Origin of the sequence: Agrobacterium rubi TR3 = NBRC 13261, assembly GCF_000739935.1 — a bacterium.
Lineage (GTDB): Bacteria > Pseudomonadota > Alphaproteobacteria > Rhizobiales > Rhizobiaceae > Agrobacterium > Agrobacterium rubi.
Map to the genome: position 1 here is coordinate 37,879 of NZ_BBJU01000011.1, position 17,142 is coordinate 55,020.

At 58.8% G+C, this 17,142-nt stretch carries 19 protein-coding genes; 11 read left to right on the forward strand and 8 right to left on the reverse strand.

Features of this window, described 5'->3' with window-relative positions; all coding sequences use genetic code 11:
* The first annotated feature begins 312 nt into the window (after positions 1 to 312).
* Genes rpmH through yihA form a run of 4 tightly spaced genes read left to right on the forward strand, consistent with a single transcriptional unit; the run spans position 313 to position 3,335 of the window.
* The gene (rpmH, locus tag RRU01S_RS09125; protein WP_042616368.1) at positions 313 to 450 is read left to right on the forward strand and encodes a 50S ribosomal protein L34; all 138 of its coding nucleotides are present in this window, start codon (positions 313 to 315) and stop codon (positions 448 to 450) included.
* Positions 451 to 481: 31 nt separating this feature from the next.
* Positions 482 to 865: a ribonuclease P protein component gene (gene rnpA, locus RRU01S_RS09130; protein ID WP_045229969.1), complete on the forward strand. Its 384-nt coding sequence runs from the start codon at positions 482 to 484 to the stop codon at positions 863 to 865.
* Positions 865 to 2,670: a membrane protein insertase YidC gene (gene yidC, locus RRU01S_RS09135; RefSeq protein WP_045230008.1), complete on the forward strand. Its 1,806-nt coding sequence runs from the start codon at positions 865 to 867 to the stop codon at positions 2,668 to 2,670. The genes rnpA and yidC overlap by 1 nt, the downstream gene beginning before the upstream one ends.
* Positions 2,667 to 3,335 carry a ribosome biogenesis GTP-binding protein YihA/YsxC gene (gene yihA / locus RRU01S_RS09140; RefSeq protein ID WP_045229970.1) on the forward strand — a complete coding sequence of 223 codons (669 nt, stop codon included), beginning with the start codon at positions 2,667 to 2,669 and terminating at the stop codon, positions 3,333 to 3,335. Before yidC ends, yihA begins: the two co-directional genes overlap by 4 nt.
* A gap of 42 nt (positions 3,336 to 3,377) precedes the next feature.
* Here the strand turns inward: yihA and RRU01S_RS09145 are convergent, their stop codons facing one another.
* Entirely contained in the window at positions 3,378 to 3,758 is a 381-nt protein-coding gene (locus RRU01S_RS09145; protein WP_045229971.1) for a hypothetical protein, read from the reverse strand.
* A 214-nt stretch (positions 3,759 to 3,972) separates the two neighbouring features.
* On the opposite strand from RRU01S_RS09145, the gene argB reads away from it, so the two are divergent.
* Positions 3,973 to 4,857, forward strand: coding sequence for an acetylglutamate kinase (gene argB, locus RRU01S_RS09150; protein ID WP_045229972.1), 885 nt, complete (start codon positions 3,973 to 3,975; stop codon positions 4,855 to 4,857).
* On the opposite strand, the gene RRU01S_RS09155 is transcribed toward argB, so the two are convergent.
* Complete coding sequence (locus RRU01S_RS09155) at positions 4,858 to 5,760, reverse strand: EamA family transporter (protein ID WP_045229973.1); 903 nt, start codon at positions 5,758 to 5,760, stop codon at positions 4,858 to 4,860. It lies immediately after the preceding gene.
* Between the two features lie 104 nt (positions 5,761 to 5,864).
* Between RRU01S_RS09155 and RRU01S_RS09160 the strand changes: the two genes are divergently transcribed.
* The 5 genes from RRU01S_RS09160 (at position 5,865) to RRU01S_RS09180 (ending at position 9,595) form a co-directional block, all read left to right on the forward strand.
* Positions 5,865 to 6,584, forward strand: coding sequence for a pyrimidine 5'-nucleotidase (locus tag RRU01S_RS09160; protein WP_045229974.1), 720 nt, complete (start codon positions 5,865 to 5,867; stop codon positions 6,582 to 6,584).
* Between the two features lie 103 nt (positions 6,585 to 6,687).
* Positions 6,688 to 7,287 (forward strand): EF-hand domain-containing protein, encoded by a 600-nt coding sequence (locus tag RRU01S_RS09165; RefSeq protein WP_045229975.1) that lies wholly within the window; start codon positions 6,688 to 6,690, stop codon positions 7,285 to 7,287.
* A 124-nt stretch (positions 7,288 to 7,411) separates the two neighbouring features.
* On the forward strand, positions 7,412 to 8,029 hold the full coding sequence (locus RRU01S_RS09170; protein ID WP_045229976.1) for a LysE family translocator: 618 nt from the start codon (positions 7,412 to 7,414) through the stop codon (positions 8,027 to 8,029).
* 141 nt (positions 8,030 to 8,170) lie between these two features.
* Complete coding sequence (cysK, locus tag RRU01S_RS09175) at positions 8,171 to 9,139, forward strand: cysteine synthase A (protein WP_045230009.1); 969 nt, start codon at positions 8,171 to 8,173, stop codon at positions 9,137 to 9,139.
* A 60-nt stretch (positions 9,140 to 9,199) separates the two neighbouring features.
* Positions 9,200 to 9,595: a VOC family protein gene (locus tag RRU01S_RS09180; RefSeq protein ID WP_045229977.1), complete on the forward strand. Its 396-nt coding sequence runs from the start codon at positions 9,200 to 9,202 to the stop codon at positions 9,593 to 9,595.
* 26 nt (positions 9,596 to 9,621) lie between these two features.
* On the opposite strand, the gene RRU01S_RS09185 is transcribed toward RRU01S_RS09180, so the two are convergent.
* Both RRU01S_RS09185 and dut read right to left on the reverse strand, forming a co-directional pair.
* Complete coding sequence (locus tag RRU01S_RS09185) at positions 9,622 to 11,154, reverse strand: YifB family Mg chelatase-like AAA ATPase (RefSeq protein ID WP_045229978.1); 1,533 nt, start codon at positions 11,152 to 11,154, stop codon at positions 9,622 to 9,624.
* A 152-nt stretch (positions 11,155 to 11,306) separates the two neighbouring features.
* Positions 11,307 to 11,777: a dUTP diphosphatase gene (gene dut, locus RRU01S_RS09190; RefSeq protein ID WP_045230010.1), complete on the reverse strand. Its 471-nt coding sequence runs from the start codon at positions 11,775 to 11,777 to the stop codon at positions 11,307 to 11,309.
* A 93-nt stretch (positions 11,778 to 11,870) separates the two neighbouring features.
* Here dut and RRU01S_RS09195 point away from each other — a divergent pair, with 93 nt between their 5' ends.
* Positions 11,871 to 13,454: a peptide chain release factor 3 gene (locus RRU01S_RS09195; RefSeq protein WP_045229979.1), complete on the forward strand. Its 1,584-nt coding sequence runs from the start codon at positions 11,871 to 11,873 to the stop codon at positions 13,452 to 13,454.
* 58 nt (positions 13,455 to 13,512) lie between these two features.
* On the opposite strand, the gene gshB is transcribed toward RRU01S_RS09195, so the two are convergent.
* From gshB to ugpE, 4 genes are all read right to left on the reverse strand, one after another.
* Entirely contained in the window at positions 13,513 to 14,469 is a 957-nt protein-coding gene (gene gshB, locus RRU01S_RS09200; RefSeq protein ID WP_045229980.1) for a glutathione synthase, read from the reverse strand.
* Positions 14,470 to 14,572: 103 nt separating this feature from the next.
* Positions 14,573 to 15,079, reverse strand: coding sequence for a cupin domain-containing protein (locus RRU01S_RS09205; protein ID WP_045229981.1), 507 nt, complete (start codon positions 15,077 to 15,079; stop codon positions 14,573 to 14,575).
* A 104-nt stretch (positions 15,080 to 15,183) separates the two neighbouring features.
* Positions 15,184 to 16,290 carry a sn-glycerol-3-phosphate import ATP-binding protein UgpC gene (locus RRU01S_RS09210; RefSeq protein WP_045229982.1) on the reverse strand — a complete coding sequence of 369 codons (1,107 nt, stop codon included), beginning with the start codon at positions 16,288 to 16,290 and terminating at the stop codon, positions 15,184 to 15,186.
* Positions 16,291 to 16,299: 9 nt separating this feature from the next.
* Positions 16,300 to 17,142: a sn-glycerol-3-phosphate ABC transporter permease UgpE gene (ugpE, locus tag RRU01S_RS09215; RefSeq protein ID WP_045229983.1), complete on the reverse strand. Its 843-nt coding sequence runs from the start codon at positions 17,140 to 17,142 to the stop codon at positions 16,300 to 16,302.

The following is a 17,142-nucleotide window of genomic DNA, read 5'->3' on the forward strand; positions in this document are numbered from 1 at the left end:
ACAGTTCGTCATGACAAGATTTATCTTTCCATTCTTAAAATATAATTTCGAATTGAGGGTTCACTGCTTTATGCTTGAAATGAAGACCTTAACGCCGGGCTTGGCACGCGAGAGATGGCAAACTTGTCCCCGTGCGGTTGACGGCGCGGCACAGGATTGACTGTCAGCGATTGACTTTCCAGCCCGTAAGCCCTTATAAGCCCGCACGTTCGGGCATTTTCCACTTGTGCTGATGGTCTGAACGTCAATCGAAACGCTCTTGTCCCATAAGGGGCAAAGTCAAGAAGGGCCGCACCCCGCGGTATTAAATAAATGTCGAAGCGTACTTTCCAGCCATCCAAGCTTGTTCGCAAGCGTCGTCATGGTTTCCGTTCCCGCATGGCAACTGCCGGCGGTCGCAAGGTTCTTGCCGCTCGCCGCACACGCGGTCGCGCACGTCTTTCGGCCTAATTGGGCCTAAGCCCGATGAAAGTCGTGGCATATGACGCATGATAGACACATACCCGGTCGGTTGAAAAACCGACCGGAGTTTCTTGCTGTCCAAGCAGGAGAAAAAAGACGAGGCAGCACCTTCCTTCTCGAAGTGTTGGATCGAAAGCAGCCCGAAACCGCTCCCAGGGTCGGTTTCACCGTAACGAAACGGCAGGGAAACGCGGTTGAACGCAACCGCATGCGCCGCCGTCTGAAGGAAGCCGTCAGGCTTTCAGCTGGGTCTTCCATGAAGCCCGGACTTGACTATGTGATTGTCGCCCGCAGGGACGTATTGAAGACCGAATTTGCCGTACTGGAACACTTGCTCACAGAGCGGATCGAGGGACGCGCGAAATCAGGCCGCTCCCGGGAGACCCGCTCCAGGAAAGAATGATGGAAAAAAACCGCAACTACTTCATCGCGATAGGCCTTTCGGTTGTCATCGTGCTAGCCTGGCAGTTCCTGTATATGAACCCGCGCATCGAGCAGCAGCGCCGCGCCGAAGAGGCACGTCAAGCGCAGCAGGCGACGCAGCAGACCCAGCAAACAACAACGAACGCCGCCCCCGGCACGACGGCGCCCGCAGGCACCCTGCCTGGCACCACGGGCCAGCAGGCAGCCACCGTTTCGCGTGACGAATCGCTTGCAAAGTCTGCGCGCGTTCAGATCGAAACCAACGCCATTCAGGGCTCCATCAATCTGACAGGCGCGCGTCTGGACGACATCCGCCTCAAGGATTACCATGAGACGGTTGACGACTCGAGCCCGCTCATCACCCTGTTTTCGCCCTCCGACACCCGTGACGGCTACTTTGCCGAACTCGGCTACATCGCCGGTGAGGCCATCGGCACCGTTCCCGGCCCGTCCACCGTCTGGACCGCCTCTTCTGGTTCCAAGCTGACTGAGACGACGCCGGTTGCGCTGACCTTTACCAACGACAAGGGCGTTGTCTTCACCCGCACGCTGGCCATCGATGATCACTACATGATCACGATCACAGACAAGGTGGAGAACCCCGGCCAGGAGGCGATCTCGTTTTCGACTTACGGCCGCATCACCCGCAACAACAAGCCTGCAACGCCTCCCGTTTTCGTCATTTTTGAAGGCTTTCTCGGCGTTGCCGGCGCAGACGGAAGTCTGGCGGAAGAAAGCTACAAGAACGTCGAGGAAAAGCCTTTCACATCGCCCAAGGCGACCGGTGGCTGGCTTGGTATAACCGACAAGTATTGGGCAGCAGCCATCGTTCCGCCGCAGGCGCTTCCGGTCGAATCCCGCTACACCCACTTCACGGATGGCCAGCCACGCTATCAGGCCGATTACCGCGCTGACGCAGTGACCGTTGCTCCGGGCCAGTTGATCGAATTGAAGAACCTCGTCTTTGCAGGCGCCAAGGAAGTTCCGCTGGTCGACCGTTACGAGGCTGAATACAGCATTCCGAAGTTCGATCTTCTGATCGACTGGGGCTGGTTCTACTTCATCACCAAGCCGATGTTCAAACTGATGGACTTCTTCTTCCGTCATATCGGCAACTTCGGTGTCGCCATCCTTCTGACCACCATCGTCGTCAAGCTTCTGTTCTTCCCGCTGGCCAGCAAGCAATATGCATCCATGGCCAACATGAAGCGCATGCAGCCGAAGATGGAGGAGCTCAAAGCCAAGCATGGCGACGATCGCATGGCCATGCAGCAGGCGATGATGGCGCTCTACAAGGAAGAGAAGATCAATCCTGTCGCAGGTTGCTGGCCGATGCTGTTGCAGATTCCGGTGTTCTTCGCGCTCTACAAGGTCATCTATGTCACCATCGAAATGCGGCATGCGCCGTTCTTCGGCTGGATTCACGACCTGTCTGCGCCCGATCCGACCTCGCTCTTCAACCTGTTCGGCCTTCTGCCTTACGACGTTCCGCACTTCCTGATGATCGGCGTCTGGCCTATCATCATGGGCATCACCATGTTCATGCAGATGCGGATGAACCCGACGCCTCCAGATCCGACCCAGGCGATGATCTTCACATGGATGCCGCTGATCTTCACCTTCATGTTGGCGTCCTTCCCTGCCGGTCTCGTCATCTACTGGGCGTGGAACAACACCCTGTCGATTTCGCAGCAGGCCGTGATCATGAAGCGCCATGGCGCCAAGATCGAGTTGTTCGACAACATCAAGGCCCTGTTCAAACGAAAGCCGGTGGAAACCAAATGACCGGCGACATCAAAAGCGGCCAGTCTGCGACGGAAAAGCCGCTCTTCGGACGCCCCTGGATTTTCATTCGCGGCGTGCCCGCCATGAAGTTCCTGCCGCCCGAAGGTCCGCCGGAGATTGCCTTTGCCGGGCGCTCCAATGTCGGCAAGTCTTCGCTCATCAACGCGCTCGTCGGCCATAAGGGGCTGGCGCGCACGTCCAACACGCCGGGCCGCACCCAGGAACTGAACTACTTCGTGCCTGAAGGTTACTCCGGCGAGGCTGGCGATCTTCCGCCGATGGCACTCGTTGATATGCCGGGTTACGGCTATGCGCAGGCGCCAAAGGACCATGTGGATGCCTGGACGAAGCTGGTGTTCGATTACCTGCGTGGCCGCGCGACCTTGAAGCGCGTCTATGTGCTGATCGACTCGCGTCACGGCATCAAGGCCAATGACGAGGATGTTCTGAAAATCCTCGACAAGGCCGCAATCTCTTATCAGGTCGTGTTGACCAAAACCGACAAGATCAAGGATGTGGGCGTTCCACGCGTAGTCAACGAGACGCTGGAGAAAATCCGCAAGCGTCCCGCAGCCTATCCAGAGGTTATCGCGACATCGTCGGAAAAATCCGCAGGGCTAGACCTTCTTCGCGCTGAAATCTGCAAGACGGTCGGCGTCATCTGAGAATGGATGGGGTGACCTCGGTCACCTCACTCCCGTGCCTGTTCAGGCCACCGGAAACAGCAGCACCAGGGCCCAAAGCATAGCTGCCAGCGTCGTCAAGCGCCAGAAGCGCGCCGAATTCCACAATGCCGATATGATCGAAAACCGCCCGTAAATGCTGCGGTGAAGCTTGTCGTGGGGCCTGCGCAGGGCGTGATCCATGGACGCGTCCCTCAGATAGGACGAAAAGGCGCGACGCTCCTGCCTGTCATTTTCGGCAAGGCCGTTTTTCCAACGCCGCACCATGGCCGCAAACTGACGGTCCGTCTTGATGCGTCTGGCAAGCGATGCACGCGCGTCGTCTGTCAGTGCTCCCAGCACATATTCGCCCGCAAGCACCTCGTCGCGCAAACCGCTGGGCTTCTCCCGATCCGGCAAGGTCATTCGTCATCGAACTCCTGGCTTGTGGCGCGGCACAACCCCTTGGCCGACGCACATCTCCCTGCGTCAAAGCTGGTCTGATTGGTCTTCCATGTCAATCGCTGCTCATGAATGATGCGATCACGTTTCAATTTTCTGCCCTTGCGCGGCGGTCCGTTGTTTCATCCGTCAAAAACTTGGGTTAAAAGCGCGGCAATCAATGACGAGGTTATTTTCCATGACGACTTCCGAAAGCGAAATGCAGGCTCGACTTCTGGCGCAAGCCCTGCCCTTCATGCAGAAATACGAGCACAAGACCATCGTCGTGAAATATGGCGGACATGCCATGGGTGACATGGCGCTCGGTCGTGCCTTTGCTGAGGACATTGCCCTTCTGAAGCAGTCCGGCATCAACCCCATCGTCGTCCATGGCGGCGGCCCGCAGATCGGCGCGATGCTGAGCAAGATGGGTATCGAATCGAAATTCGAAGGTGGCCTGCGCGTGACCGATGCCAAGACGGTCGAGATCGTCGAGATGGTTCTGGCCGGTTCGATCAACAAGGAAATCGTCGCCCTCATCAACCAGACCGGCGAATGGGCCATCGGCCTGTGCGGCAAGGACGGCAACATGGTCTTTGCCGAAAAGGCCAAGAAGACTGTCATCGATCCCGACAGCAATATCGAGCGCGTTCTCGATCTCGGCTTCGTCGGCGAAGTGGTGGAAGTCGACCGCACCCTGCTCGATCTTCTCGCCAAATCCGAGATGATCCCCGTCATCGCGCCGGTTGCTCCTGGCCGTGATGGTGCGACCTACAACATCAACGCCGACACCTTTGCCGGTGCCATTGCCGGTGCGCTGCATGCCAGCCGCCTGCTGTTCCTGACCGACGTCGAAGGTGTTCTCGACAAGAACAAGGAACTCATCAAGGAACTGACGGTGTCGCAGGCGCGTGCGCTGATCAAGGACGGCACGATTTCCGGCGGCATGATCCCCAAGGTCGAGACCTGCATCGAGGCCATCAAGGCAGGCGTTCAGGGTGTCGTTATTCTCAACGGCAAGACGGCGCACTCGGTTCTGTTGGAAATCTTTACCGAAGGTGCTGGCACGCTCATCGTTCCCTGATCACAAGAACAGCAAACCCAGGATGCCGCTGACGATCAGCAGGCATCCTGCAAGCTCCATGGCGTTGACCCGTTCGCGAAACAGGAACCACGACGCCATGAAGGTGAAGACGAGTTCGATCTGGCCCAATGCGCGAACGTAAGCCACCTGTTGCAGCGTCATCGCCGTGAACCAGCCAGCTGAGCCCAGCACACCTGCGATGCCGACCAGAGCCGATGAGCGCCACGTCACCAGAACCTGCACGATCTCCCTCTTGTCCTTCCACGCCATCCATACCAGCATGAAGGCCGTCTGGAAGGTCGTGACGCAGGCGAGCGTCACCGCCGCAGACATGATCGGCCCTGTCCCCTGCAGCGACAGGGACGCGCTTCGATAAGCCACCGCCGATATGCCGAAGGCCCCGCCGGAAGCGATGCCGATCAGCGCGGTGCGGCTGGTCAGTGCCGTTACAGTATTTCGCCAAGACAGCGGCATGCGCGCCATCGATATCGTCATCACGCCGATGACGCCGACGATGATCGCTCCGACAGCACCCGGCGTCAGCTTTTCACCGAGGATGACGAAACCGAACAGAGCCGCCTGCACAGGCTCCGTCTTCGAATAGGCGGTGCCGACGGCGAAGTTGCGCAGGGAAAACAGGTGCACCAGCAGCATGGTGGCAAAGATTTGTGCCAGACCGCCGATAACCGCCCAGATGAAAAATGGCGCGCTGAAGGTCGGGAAAATCTGCTTCGCCACGAAATGCAGAGCCAAGACGTACATGACGGCAATCGGGAACCCATAACCGAAGCGCACGAAGCTGGCACCACGCGTGCCAAGCGAGCCCTGCAAATGCTTTTGCAAGGCGGAGCGCAGGTTCTGCATGAAGGCAGCGGCGATGGTGATGGGTATCCAGAGTTCCATGCCTCAACGATTATCACGCCCCAGCTTTGCGCCCCAAGGTCGGAAAGCGGCTGGAACGTCGCCTTTTCGATTTTCTTTGTGCTAACGACAGGGCATAAGGGGCCATGAGCACGAAACCGAAAAATGAACCAACCCCTGCCGACTTTTCCCATGTGACCGAATGGGTATTCGATCTCGACAACACGCTTTACCCGCACGAGGTGAACCTGTTTTCGCAGATCGACAAGAACATGACGGCCTATGTCGCCGAGTTGTTGCAGCTCGAGCCGGACGAAGCGCGCAAGCTTCAGAAGCAATATTACCACGAGCATGGCACTACGCTTCAGGGGCTGATGATCCATTACGGCATTGACCCAAACGCCTTTCTGGAACGCGCGCATGCGATCGATTATTCAGCACTTCTGCCCAACCCGGACCTGGGTGAGGCGATCAAAGCACTGCCGGGGCGCAAGTTCATTCTGACCAATGGCAGCGTGCCGCATGCGCAGGCAGCCGCTGGCGCGCTGGGCATTCTCGATCACTTCGAGGACATCTTCGACATCGTCGCCGCCGATTTTCTGCCCAAGCCCGCCAGCGCGACCTATGAGAAATTCGCCGCACTTGCCAAGCTGGACACAACCAAGGCCGCCATGTTCGAGGACCTGCCGCGAAACCTTGTGGCACCGAAGGCTTTGGGCATGAAGACGGTGCTTCTGGTGCCGCGCAATCTCGAAGGCATCGTCATGGAGCGCTGGGAAATTCCGGCAACGAGCGACGAGCACATCGATTTCATCACCGATGATCTGACAGGCTTTCTGAAGGCCCTGCCCCACACGTCAGGCTGAGTGAGGTTACCGATTTGTCATGCACATTACTGATGTTTAAGTGGTGAAGGCACCATCGGCTCACTACCTTTCAATCAGGGACAGCATTTGAAAGGTACAGACCATGACAATTCGAAAATTTGCGCTCACTGCTCTTGGAGCGGCCCTCGTGCTCAGCACAACAGCACCCATGTCCATGGCAGCACCCCGTGGCCCCGGCAGAGATGGCCCGCCCATGCGCCCTGAACTGGCCTATGTCTATCTGCTGAAGACGGCTGATACCAACAAGGACGGTAAGGTTTCCAAGGAAGAGTTCGCCGCCCGCCAGGATGCGCTTTTCACCGAGATCGACGCCAACAAGGATGGCTCCATCACGCCGAAGGAAATGCGCGATTTCCGCAGAGCCAAAATGGAAGCTTTCCGCGCCGCCAACCCACGTCCAGAGCGCGCCAATGCCGAAGGCATGGATGGCAAAAAGGGCGGCCCGGAACACGCAGAGCGTGACGGCAAGCGCCACGAAGGCCGCAAGCATGAAGGCCGCGAAGGTGGCAAGCGTCCGGGTGGCCGGGTGAATGCCATGTTCTCCATGGTCGACACCGATGGCAACGGCCAGATCAGCAAGGCCGAGTTCACCGCCGCCGGTGAAAAAATGTTCACACGCCTCGACAAGAACAACGACGGCGTCATCAGCATCGATGACATGCCTGACCGTCCGTTCCTGTAATCACTCTTTCGAGTGAACTCTTCCAAAGCCCGGCCACGCGCCGGGCTTTGTCGTTTTCGCAAGGGCTCTTTTCTTGCCCGTTCCCCATGCTATATCGACGTTACGATTTTCGGGGGACACCGTCGTGACCATTGCAACACTTCTGACTTACGCCACCGCTCTCTTCATCGCCGCCGCCATCCCCGGCCCCGGCATGACGGCCATCGTCGCCCGTGCCCTGGGCTCGGGGTTTCGCGAAACGTTTTTCATGGGGCTCGGTCTGGTTCTCGGCGACATGGTCTACCTGACCGCCGTCATTCTCGGCCTCGCCTTCGTGGCGCAGACATTTCAGGAAGCCTTCATGGTTCTGAAATTCGCTGGCGCCGCCTATCTGCTCTATATCGCCTGGAAACTGTGGACTGCGGGGCTTCTGCCGCAGGATTTGCAAGCCAAAAAGAGCACCAGCATTGGAATGTCTTTTCTGTCTGGCCTGTTCATCACGCTGGGCAACCCCAAGACCATGCTGTTTTACGTGGCGCTGGTACCGACGCTGATCGATATCCGGCTGATTGGTACCAGTGAATACGCGACCCTCCTTGCGGTCACCTTCACCGTGCTAATGGCGGTGCTTCTGCCCTATATTCTGCTGGCCTCAAAGGCGCGGACTTTGCTGAAGCGTCCCAGCGCGCTGACCATCCTCAACCGGACCGCGGCAGGCATTCTGGCTGGTACCGCCGCCATGATCGCGACGCGGGCAACTTGAGAATTAGGCTCCAATAAATGATGCGCCCATAGAATTTTATGCCCTGAATATCTCTATATACGCACATTCATTCTCTGGAATCGAAATGCTATTCCTCCTATTCTGCGGCCAATTCCTGCTGTTTGCACAATGGAGCATGCCATGACAGAAGCCAGAAAACCCGGACGCGGACGTATCTATTCCTCGATCACCGAGACGATCGGCGATACGCCTCTGGTACGGCTCGACAAGCTGGCGGCTGAAAAAGGCGTCAAAGCGACCATTTTGGCAAAGCTCGAATTCTTCAACCCCATCGCCTCGGTCAAGGACCGCATCGGCGTTGCCATGATCGAAGCGCTGGAAGCCCAGGGTAAGATTACGCCCGGCAAGACGACGCTGATCGAGCCGACATCCGGAAACACCGGCATTGCGCTGGCCTTTGCCGCCGCCGCCAAGGGCTACAAGCTGATCCTGACGATGCCCGAGACCATGTCCATCGAGCGCCGCAAAATGCTGGCGCTCTTGGGTGCCGAACTGGTGCTGACCGAAGGCCCCAGAGGCATGAAGGGCGCGATTTCCAAGGCGCATGAACTGGCCGAAACGCTGCCCGACGCCATTATACCCCAGCAGTTCGAAAACCCCGCCAACCCCGAAATCCATCGCAAGACAACAGCCGAGGAAATCTGGAACGACACGAATGGCAATGTTGACATCTTCGTCTCGGGCATCGGCACCGGCGGCACGATTACTGGTGTCGGCCAAGTGTTGAAGGAACGCAAACCGGAGATCAAGGTCGTCGCCGTCGAGCCCGCCGACAGCCCTGTGCTTTCAGGCGGCAACCCCGGCCCGCACAAGATTCAAGGCATCGGCGCAGGCTTTGCGCCCGCCGTGCTCGACACCAAGATCTACGACGAAATCGTCACCGTCACCAATGACGAAGCCTTCGAAACCGCCCGCCTCGTCGCCCGCCTTGAGGGTGTCCCCGTCGGCATCTCCTCCGGCGGAGCCCTCGCCGCCGCTATCAAGATCGGCGCGCGGGATGAGAATGCGGGCAAAACTATTGTGGTGATCATTCCGTCGTTTGCGGAACGGTATTTGTCGACGGCACTGTTTGAGGGATTGGGGCTCTGATATTAAAACCCGCCATACTTGTTATGCATGGCCGGTTCATCATTGAGAAACAAACCGACTATGCTTCATCACCTCTCCCTTGGCGTTTCAGATATAAAGCGTGCATCAGCTTTCTACGATGCTGCCCTCTCAATGCTTGGGTATGTGCGTGTCTGGTCCGATATCAGAGAAGGGGAGCAGGGGCAGGCCGTCGGCTACGGGCTTCCGGGCAGTGGCGACAAATTTGCGCTCAAGCATCATGATGGTTACAGCCCGCCGGGGAATGGATTCCACCTCGCCTTTACAGCGCCGAGTCGTGAAGCCGTTAACGCTTTTTATCAAGCCGCCCTTGCTAACGGTGGCGATGACAATGGCGCACCAGGACTTCGACCTCACTACGGCCCCAACTATTATGCGGCCTTCGTGATCGATCCTGACGGCCACCGAATCGAGGCGGTTTTCAAGGACCCAGTGTAAATCTGCGATCCTTTGATAAAACGTTCTCAAGCTGCCGCCGTCAGTCGCTCCCCTGCTATCCGATAGGAAATGGCTTCCGCCAGATGAATGCGGGTGACGGTCGCCTTGTCGTCCAGATCGGCCAGTGTGCGGGCGACTTTCAGGATGCGGTGGTAGCCCCGGGCGGAGAACTTTAGTTTTTCGGCGGCGTCGCGGAGCAGTTGCAGGCCTGGGGCATCGGGTTCACCGAATTTTTCGATAAGGGCGGTGGAGCAGCGGGCATTGGTGCGGATGCCGGTGAAGCCTGCGGCGGCAAAGCGGTCCTGTTGCAAGTCTCGCGCGCGCGCCACGCGTCTGGCGACATCTGCGCTGGCTTCGGCGGCCATGGGGCGGATGAGGTCTGCCGCTGAGACGGCGGGGACTTCGATACGGATGTCGATACGGTCCATCAGCGGGCCGGAAATGCGCTGCTGATAATCCGTCACGCAACGCGGGCCACGGGCGCAGGTGAAGCCTGGTTCGCCTGCCATGCCGCATTTGCAAGGGTTCATGGCCGCAACCAGCTGGATTTGGGCGGGGTAGCTGACACGGTGGTTGGCACGGGCGATGATGCATTCGCCGGTTTCCAAAGGCTGGCGCAGCGCATCTAGGGCTTGCGGTGAGAATTCAGGAAATTCATCGAGAAAGAGAATGCCGTGATGGGCAAGCGACGCCTCTCCCGGTCTGGCGCGCAGGCCGCCGCCGACGAGGGCTGCCATTGTCGCGGAATGATGTGGGGTGCGGAACGGGCGGCGGTCCGACAGCTTGCCGCCGGAGAGTTGACCGGCGATGGAATGGACCATCGAGACCTCCAACAATTCCGCAGCCGAGAGCGGCGGCAGGATGGAGGGAAGCCGCGAGGCCAGCATGGACTTTCCCGAACCGGGTGGGCCGACCATCAGGAGATTATGTCCTCCGGCAGCCGCTACCTCTAGCGCGCGCTTGGCGCTTTCCTGCCCCTTGATATCGGCCAAGTCAGGCAGGTTGGCGGGATTGGCGCGGATTGCGGCAAGCGGGCGTGACAGGCGCTGGGTGCCACGAAAATGGTTGGCGAGCGCGATGAGGCTGCGAGGTGCCAGAATATCGAACTCGGCACCCGCCCATGCGGCTTCTCCGCCGCTGTCTGCCGGGCAGATGAGCCCCTTGCCCTGCGCATTGGCACCGATGGCAGCGGGAAGAGCGCCGGACACGGCACCGATTGTGCCATCCAGATTAAGCTCACCCAGAACGACATAGGCGTTGAGTGCCTCCGCCGGAATGGCACCCAATGCGGCCATCAGCCCGAGCGCGATGGGGAGATCAAAATGACTGCCCTCTTTGGGCAAATCAGCGGGCGCGAGATTAACGGTGACCTTTTTGGCAGGAAGCGCTAGCCCGGAGGCGTGGAGAGCAGCTTGCACCCGCTCCCGACTTTCGGCCACGGCTTTATCCGGCAGGCCGACGATCTGCATGCCGACCTTGCCCGGCGCAACCATGACCTGAACTTCGACGGGCACACCCTCTATGCCCTGAAATGCCACCGTATTGACGCGCGCAACCATGTAAGCCCCCAACAGGCGGACTTTAGAAAACACGCAATCAAGCGTGTAAGTGTCCGCCCATGCAACCTTGCACAACGCGAATGATAAAACAAGAACAAGAAGTGAACAATTTCACTTATGCCGCGCAGAAAATTGCGGGCGGTTGTGACGTATCAAACGCCGGTGGAGCCGAAACCGCCGGTGCCGCGAGCAGTATCAGAGGTCTCCATGACCTCGAATACTGCCACCTGCGTAACGGGTGCGATAACCATCTGTGCGATGCGCATGCCGCGTTCGACCACGAAATCCTCCTGGCCCAGATTGGCGAGGATGACTTTGACCTCGCCGCGATAATCGCTATCCACCGTTCCCGGCGTGTTGAGGCAGGTGATGCCGTTCTTGATGGCAAGGCCAGAGCGTGGGCGAATCTGTGCCTCAAAACCTTGGGGGACTTCGAAGATGAAGCCGGTGGGCACCAGTACGCGGGTGCCGGGTTTCAGAGTGAGCGGTTCGTCAGCAGGAACGGCGGCGCGCAAATCCATGCCGGCGGCGCCACTCGTCTCATAGGCTGGCAGGTCAATACCAGCGCCATTTTCGAGACGAACGAGCTTGAGCGAGGGTTGAAAAGAGGCGCGTGTGTTCATGTGATCCATTTGCTGCGCGCTCATGGTCTTGGTCAATTGCATATCCGGCCCCAAATCTATAAAGACGGCCCCAATCAACAGGAATTTCTGAGAATGGCTGAAACGCTCGCCGAGGCGGTCTCCCGCCGCCGTACCTTTGCTATCATCGCGCACCCGGATGCCGGTAAAACGACGCTGACCGAAAAGCTGCTGCTGTTCGGCGGCGCCATTCAGCTGGCCGGTGAGGTGAAGGCGAAGAAGGACCGCATTCAGACGCGCTCCGACTGGATGAAGATCGAGCGCGAGCGCGGTATTTCGGTCGTGACCTCGGTGATGACATTCGAGTATGACGACAAGGTCTTCAACATTCTCGATACGCCCGGCCACGAAGACTTTGCCGACGATACCTATCGCACGCTGACCGCGGTGGATGCGGCCATCATGGTCATCGATGCCGCCAAGGGTATCGAGCCACGGACGCTAAAACTGTTCGAAGTGTGCCGCATGCGCGACATTCCTATCATCACCTTCGTCAACAAGATGGACCGCGAAAGCCGGGACATTTTCGAGATTCTGGACGAGGTCGAGGAGAAGCTTGCGCTCGACACGGCCCCAATTACATGGCCGATCGGTCGTTCCAAGAGCTTCTGCGGCTCTTACCATCTGGCCAGCAACCGGGTGCGTGGCTCCGATAACGAGGTTGAGGCGACACAGGTGAACGGCCCGCAGGCCGTGGCGGACCGTCTGCCGGAAAATGAACGCGATGCCTTTATCGAGGAAACCGAACTGGCGTTGGAAGCCTGCCGCCCGTTCGATCGTACGGCGTTTCTGGAGGGGCATCTGACGCCGGTGTTCTTCGGTTCGGCGCTGCGCAACTTCGGCGTTCGCGACTTAATCAACGCGCTGGGTGATATTGCACCGCCACCGCGCGACCAGGTGGCCGATACCCGCACCGTGCATGCCGATGAAGACAAGATGACGGCCTTCGTGTTCAAGATTCAGGCGAATATGGACCCGAACCACCGCGACCGCATTGCCTTTGCGCGCATCTGCTCCGGCAAGCTGGAGCGCGGCATGAAGGCGCGGCTGGCGCGCACCGGCAAGCAGATGGGCCTGACGGCACCGCAATTCTTCTTCGCCTCGCAGCGTCACATTGCCGACACCGCCTTTGCGGGCGATGTGGTGGGCATTCCCAACCACGGCACACTACGCATCGGGGATACGCTCACCGAGGGTGAAAACCTCGTTTTCCAGGGCGTTCCCAACTTCTCGCCGGAAATTCTGCGCCGTGTGCGGCTGGAAGATGCGATGAAAGCGAAGAAGCTGAAGGAAGCGCTGCACCAGATGGCCGAAGAGGGCGTCGTGCAGCTGTTTTCGCCGGAAGACGGCTCCCCAGCCATCGTCGGTGTGGTCGGTGCGTTGCAGCTGGATGTGCTGAAGGAACGGCTGATGGGCGAATATGGCCTGCCGGTTTCGTTCGAAATGTCGCGCTTTTCGATCTGCCGCTGGATTTCTGCCGAGCAGTCTGCCGATATGGAGAAGTTCCTGACGGTCAAGCGCGGCGATATTGCCCGCGATCTCGACGGCGACCCGGTGTTTCTGGCGCAGGATGCGTTTTCGCTGCGCTATGAGGCGGAGCGTTATCCCGGCATCAAGATGGTGGCTATTAAGGAGTATCACGTCGCCAAGGCGGCGTGATAATTCGCAAATGAAAACCCCGGCTCAAGGCCGGGGTGACGGGAATTGATGACAGCGATCAGCCCTGCGCGTCGCGCTTGCGCTCGATGGCATCCCACAGCAGGCTGGCGACATCGGCGCCGCCGAATTTCTTCACCTCGCGGATGCCAGTTGGGGATGTGACGTTGATTTCCGTCATGTAGTCGCCGATCACATCGATGCCGACGAACAGGAAGCCGCGCTCGCGCAGCGCAGGGCCGATGCGTTGGCAGATTTCTTTTTCGCGGTTTGTCAGTTCCGTTGGCTCGGGGCGGCCGCCGGCGTGCATGTTGGAGCGGGCGTCGTTTTCCGCAGGCACGCGGTTAATGGCGCCGACTGGCTCTCCGTCCACCAGCAGGATGCGCTTGTCGCCCTTGCGGACGTCGGGCAAATATTGCTGGGCGATGTAGGGTTCGCGGAACATCTGGCCGAACATTTCCAGCAGAGAGGAGAAGTTGCGGTCATCGCGGGTGGAGTGGAACACGCCAGCGCCGCCATTGCCGTAGAGCGGCTTGAGGATGATGTCGCCCATTTCTTCACGGAAGCGAGCAATCTCCGTCACGTCCTTGGTGATGAGCGTCGTTGGCATCAGATCGGCGAATTCGGTGACGAAAATCTTTTCCGGCGAATTGCGCACCCAGGCCGGGTCGTTCACCACCAGCGTCTTGGGGTGGATACGCTCCAGCAAGTGCGTGGAGGTGATATAGGCCATGTCGAAGGGCGGGTCCTGGCGCAGATGAATGACATCCATGGTGGCGAGGTCGACGCGTTCCGGTTCGGCTAAGGAGAAGTGATCGCCGTTGATGTCGCGCAGCTGCATCTGCTCGACGGTGGCGTAAATCTTTCCATCGCGCATGGACAGTCGGTCCGGCGTATAATGGAACAGGCGGTAACCACGGGCCTGCGCCTCAAGGCTGATCGCGAAGGTGCTATCGCCCGCAATGTTGATGCCGGAGACATGATCCATCTGGATCGCGACGTTCTTGATTTTGGCCATGCGCAATTTCCTGTTGAAAGCCCGAAATGTGTAGGGCAGGCAAGCTTCAAAGGCAACTGCTACGGGGTGGCATATCTATGAGTTTTATTGACGGATTACGGGCTTAAAGCGACGGCGTTTTGGCTGGCAACAGCTTGTTCTTCAAGCGATACGCAAAGGCGATGGGCGCGGGGAACGGGCGGCGCAGAAAAGCGACTTTGCGGACGTAAGTGTCCACTCGCCATGTGGCCCAGGTGCCGGCCTTGAAATAGGCGACATCGCCCGCACGCAGCACATGGACGGAGCCATCTTCCGCCGTGACATGCACGCCACCTTCGAGGATATGCACAGTTTCGTCCCAGGCGAAGAACCAGCGGAAGGTGCCTGCCGTGCAATCCCAAAGGGCGGTGTAGGCGGCGCGGTCGCCGCTGCGGGAATGATCCGCCATGCGGGCTTGCGGATCGCCACCGATGATCCAGTCTGGATTAATTGGGGCGGGTTGCATCACCATACCGTGGGATGTGGCTGATACCACGGGCTCTGGCCTGCCCCGGCTCGTTGAGAACGGAATCGTTGGCACGGCGCGCGCCGCCAATGCAGCCACACTTGCGATCATCACATTAAAAACCATATTGCGCCCCTACCTTGCAACAGGGACGCTATAGCACGAACGGAGTAAGAATGCTCTTCCATAAATTGAATCAATTTTAATGGACGTGCATCTTTTAGTTCGTTTTAGTGAGTGGCGGCGAGCTGTGTCTCAGACCGCTGAGACGCGGCATTCGCCATGCCGTCAATGCGCTTTCCGCTTTCCTTGTCGAAGAAGTGCAGTTTTTGCGGTGCGATGGAGAGCGACAATTCCTGCGGGATATCGGTCTCGGATGCACAGGCAACGGTCAGTGCCTGTTCGCCGAGCATGCCATGGATAAGGCGCTGCGAGCCCAGCTCTTCAATATACTCGACGCGAAACGGCATGCCCGGCTCCGCACCGTGGACGAAGCGCAAGTCCTCGGCACGTATACCGACGGTCACTGGACCAGATGCAGGCGCGTAACCGTTGAGCGACAGGACGGCCGGACCCATGGCCAGACGATCGCCATGCAATTCGCCGGTCAAAAGGTTCATGGCAGGAGAGCCGATGAAGCTGGCGACGAAGGTTGAGGCGGGCTTGTGATAGACCTCGAGCGGCGCACCGACCTGTTCGATGCGACCGGCATTGAGAACCACGAGGCGATCTGCCAGCGTCATGGCTTCCAGCTGGTCGTGGGTGACATAGATGGAGGTGGTGCCGAGGCGGCGTTGCAGGCGCTTGATTTCGCCGCGCATGGACACGCGCAGCTTGGCATCGAGGTTCGACAGCGGCTCATCGAAGAGGAAGGCGGCTGGTTTGCGTACGATGGCACGGCCCATGGCGACACGCTGGCGCTGGCCGCCGGAGAGCGCACGCGGCTTGCGATCCAGATAGGGCTGAAGCTCAAGCATGCGGGCGGCTTCCGCCACACGCGCATCGATCTCTGCCTTCGGTGTCTTGCGGTTTTTCAGGCCATATTCCAGATTCTGGCGCACCGACATATGCGGGTAGAGCGCGTAATTCTGGAAGACCATGGCGATGTCGCGATCGGCAGGCTCGATGTCATTGACCACGCGGTTGCCGATGCTGACGGTGCCGTCAGAAATTTCTTCCAGCCCCGCGACCATGCGCAGTAGCGTGGACTTGCCGCAGCCCGAGGGGCCGACGAGCACGATGAACTCGCCGTCCTTGATGGAGATATCCACATCGTGCACGGCGCGCATGCCGTTGGAATAATCCTTGCAGACCTGGGTGATTTCGATCTCGGCCATATCAGGCTCCTATTTGTCGCTTTCGGTGAGGCCCTTGATGAACCAGCTCTGGAAGATGAGGACGATCAACACAGGTGGCAGGATGGCCAGAACGGCGAGCGCGAAGGCTTCGTTGTAATCGGGAAGTTGCGAACCGACCCACACTTGCAGGATCGACTTGATGCCGCGCATCAGCGTGAAGAAGCGCTCGTCATTGGTCATCAGCGTGGGCCACAGATACTGGTTCCAGCCATAGACGAACATGATGATGAAGATGGCGGCCAGCATGGTGCGCGACAGGGGCAGCAGAATATCGATGAAGAACTTGACCGGCCCTGCGCCATCGATGCGGGCGGCTTCGAGGATTTCATCGGGCACGGATTTGAAGAACTGCCGGAAATAGAAAGTGCCTGTGGCAGACGCCAGAAGCGGCACGATGAGCCCGGTATAGGAGTTCAAAAGCCCGAGTTTGCTCATGACCTCGTAGGACGGCATGATGCGCACTTCGAGCGGCAGAAGCAGCGTGGTGAAGATGATCCAGAAGGCGAATGTCGCAAAACGAAAGCGGAAATAGACGATAGCGTAGGCCGCCAGCATCGACAGCACGATCTTGCCGACCGCAAAGCCGACGCCGAGGATGAGCGAGTTGACGACCATGTTGAGGCCGGTGATCTGGCCTGTGAAGCCGCCCTTCTGGGTCAGAACCTTCTCATAGGTGCCGACGAAATTGTTGCCCGGCAGGATGGCCAGACCATTCGTGTTGATTTCGGCCGCCGTGTGGGTCGATGTCATGAAGGCGACGAAGACCGGCAGCACCAGAAACAGCGAGCCGATGATGAGAATGAGATGGTCGAGGGGTTTTGTCTTGTACAT

Coding starts and splice junctions, on each gene's coding strand:
- RRU01S_RS09185 (WP_045229978.1), bottom strand. CDS start 11,154: ATGGTTGCGCGCGTCAATACGGTGGCATTTCAGGGCATAGAGGGTGTG.
- RRU01S_RS09205 (WP_045229981.1), bottom strand. CDS start 15,079: ATGGTTTTTAATGTGATGATCGCAAGTGTGGCTGCATTGGCGGCGCGC.
- RRU01S_RS09180 (WP_045229977.1), top strand. CDS start 9,200: ATGCTTCATCACCTCTCCCTTGGCGTTTCAGATATAAAGCGTGCATCA.
- RRU01S_RS09145 (WP_045229971.1), bottom strand. CDS start 3,758: ATGACCTTGCCGGATCGGGAGAAGCCCAGCGGTTTGCGCGACGAGGTG.
- argB (WP_045229972.1), top strand. CDS start 3,973: ATGACGACTTCCGAAAGCGAAATGCAGGCTCGACTTCTGGCGCAAGCC.
- RRU01S_RS09210 (WP_045229982.1), bottom strand. CDS start 16,290: ATGGCCGAGATCGAAATCACCCAGGTCTGCAAGGATTATTCCAACGGC.
- RRU01S_RS09195 (WP_045229979.1), top strand. CDS start 11,871: ATGGCTGAAACGCTCGCCGAGGCGGTCTCCCGCCGCCGTACCTTTGCT.
- ugpE (WP_045229983.1), bottom strand. CDS start 17,142: ATGTACAAGACAAAACCCCTCGACCATCTCATTCTCATCATCGGCTCG.
- RRU01S_RS09155 (WP_045229973.1), bottom strand. CDS start 5,760: ATGGAACTCTGGATACCCATCACCATCGCCGCTGCCTTCATGCAGAAC.
- yidC (WP_045230008.1), top strand. CDS start 865: ATGGAAAAAAACCGCAACTACTTCATCGCGATAGGCCTTTCGGTTGTC.
- rnpA (WP_045229969.1), top strand. CDS start 482: ATGACGCATGATAGACACATACCCGGTCGGTTGAAAAACCGACCGGAG.
- dut (WP_045230010.1), bottom strand. CDS start 11,777: ATGAACACACGCGCCTCTTTTCAACCCTCGCTCAAGCTCGTTCGTCTC.
- rpmH (WP_042616368.1), top strand. CDS start 313: ATGTCGAAGCGTACTTTCCAGCCATCCAAGCTTGTTCGCAAGCGTCGT.
- gshB (WP_045229980.1), bottom strand. CDS start 14,469: ATGGCCAAAATCAAGAACGTCGCGATCCAGATGGATCATGTCTCCGGC.
- yihA (WP_045229970.1), top strand. CDS start 2,667: ATGACCGGCGACATCAAAAGCGGCCAGTCTGCGACGGAAAAGCCGCTC.
- RRU01S_RS09165 (WP_045229975.1), top strand. CDS start 6,688: ATGACAATTCGAAAATTTGCGCTCACTGCTCTTGGAGCGGCCCTCGTG.
- RRU01S_RS09160 (WP_045229974.1), top strand. CDS start 5,865: ATGAGCACGAAACCGAAAAATGAACCAACCCCTGCCGACTTTTCCCAT.
- cysK (WP_045230009.1), top strand. CDS start 8,171: ATGACAGAAGCCAGAAAACCCGGACGCGGACGTATCTATTCCTCGATC.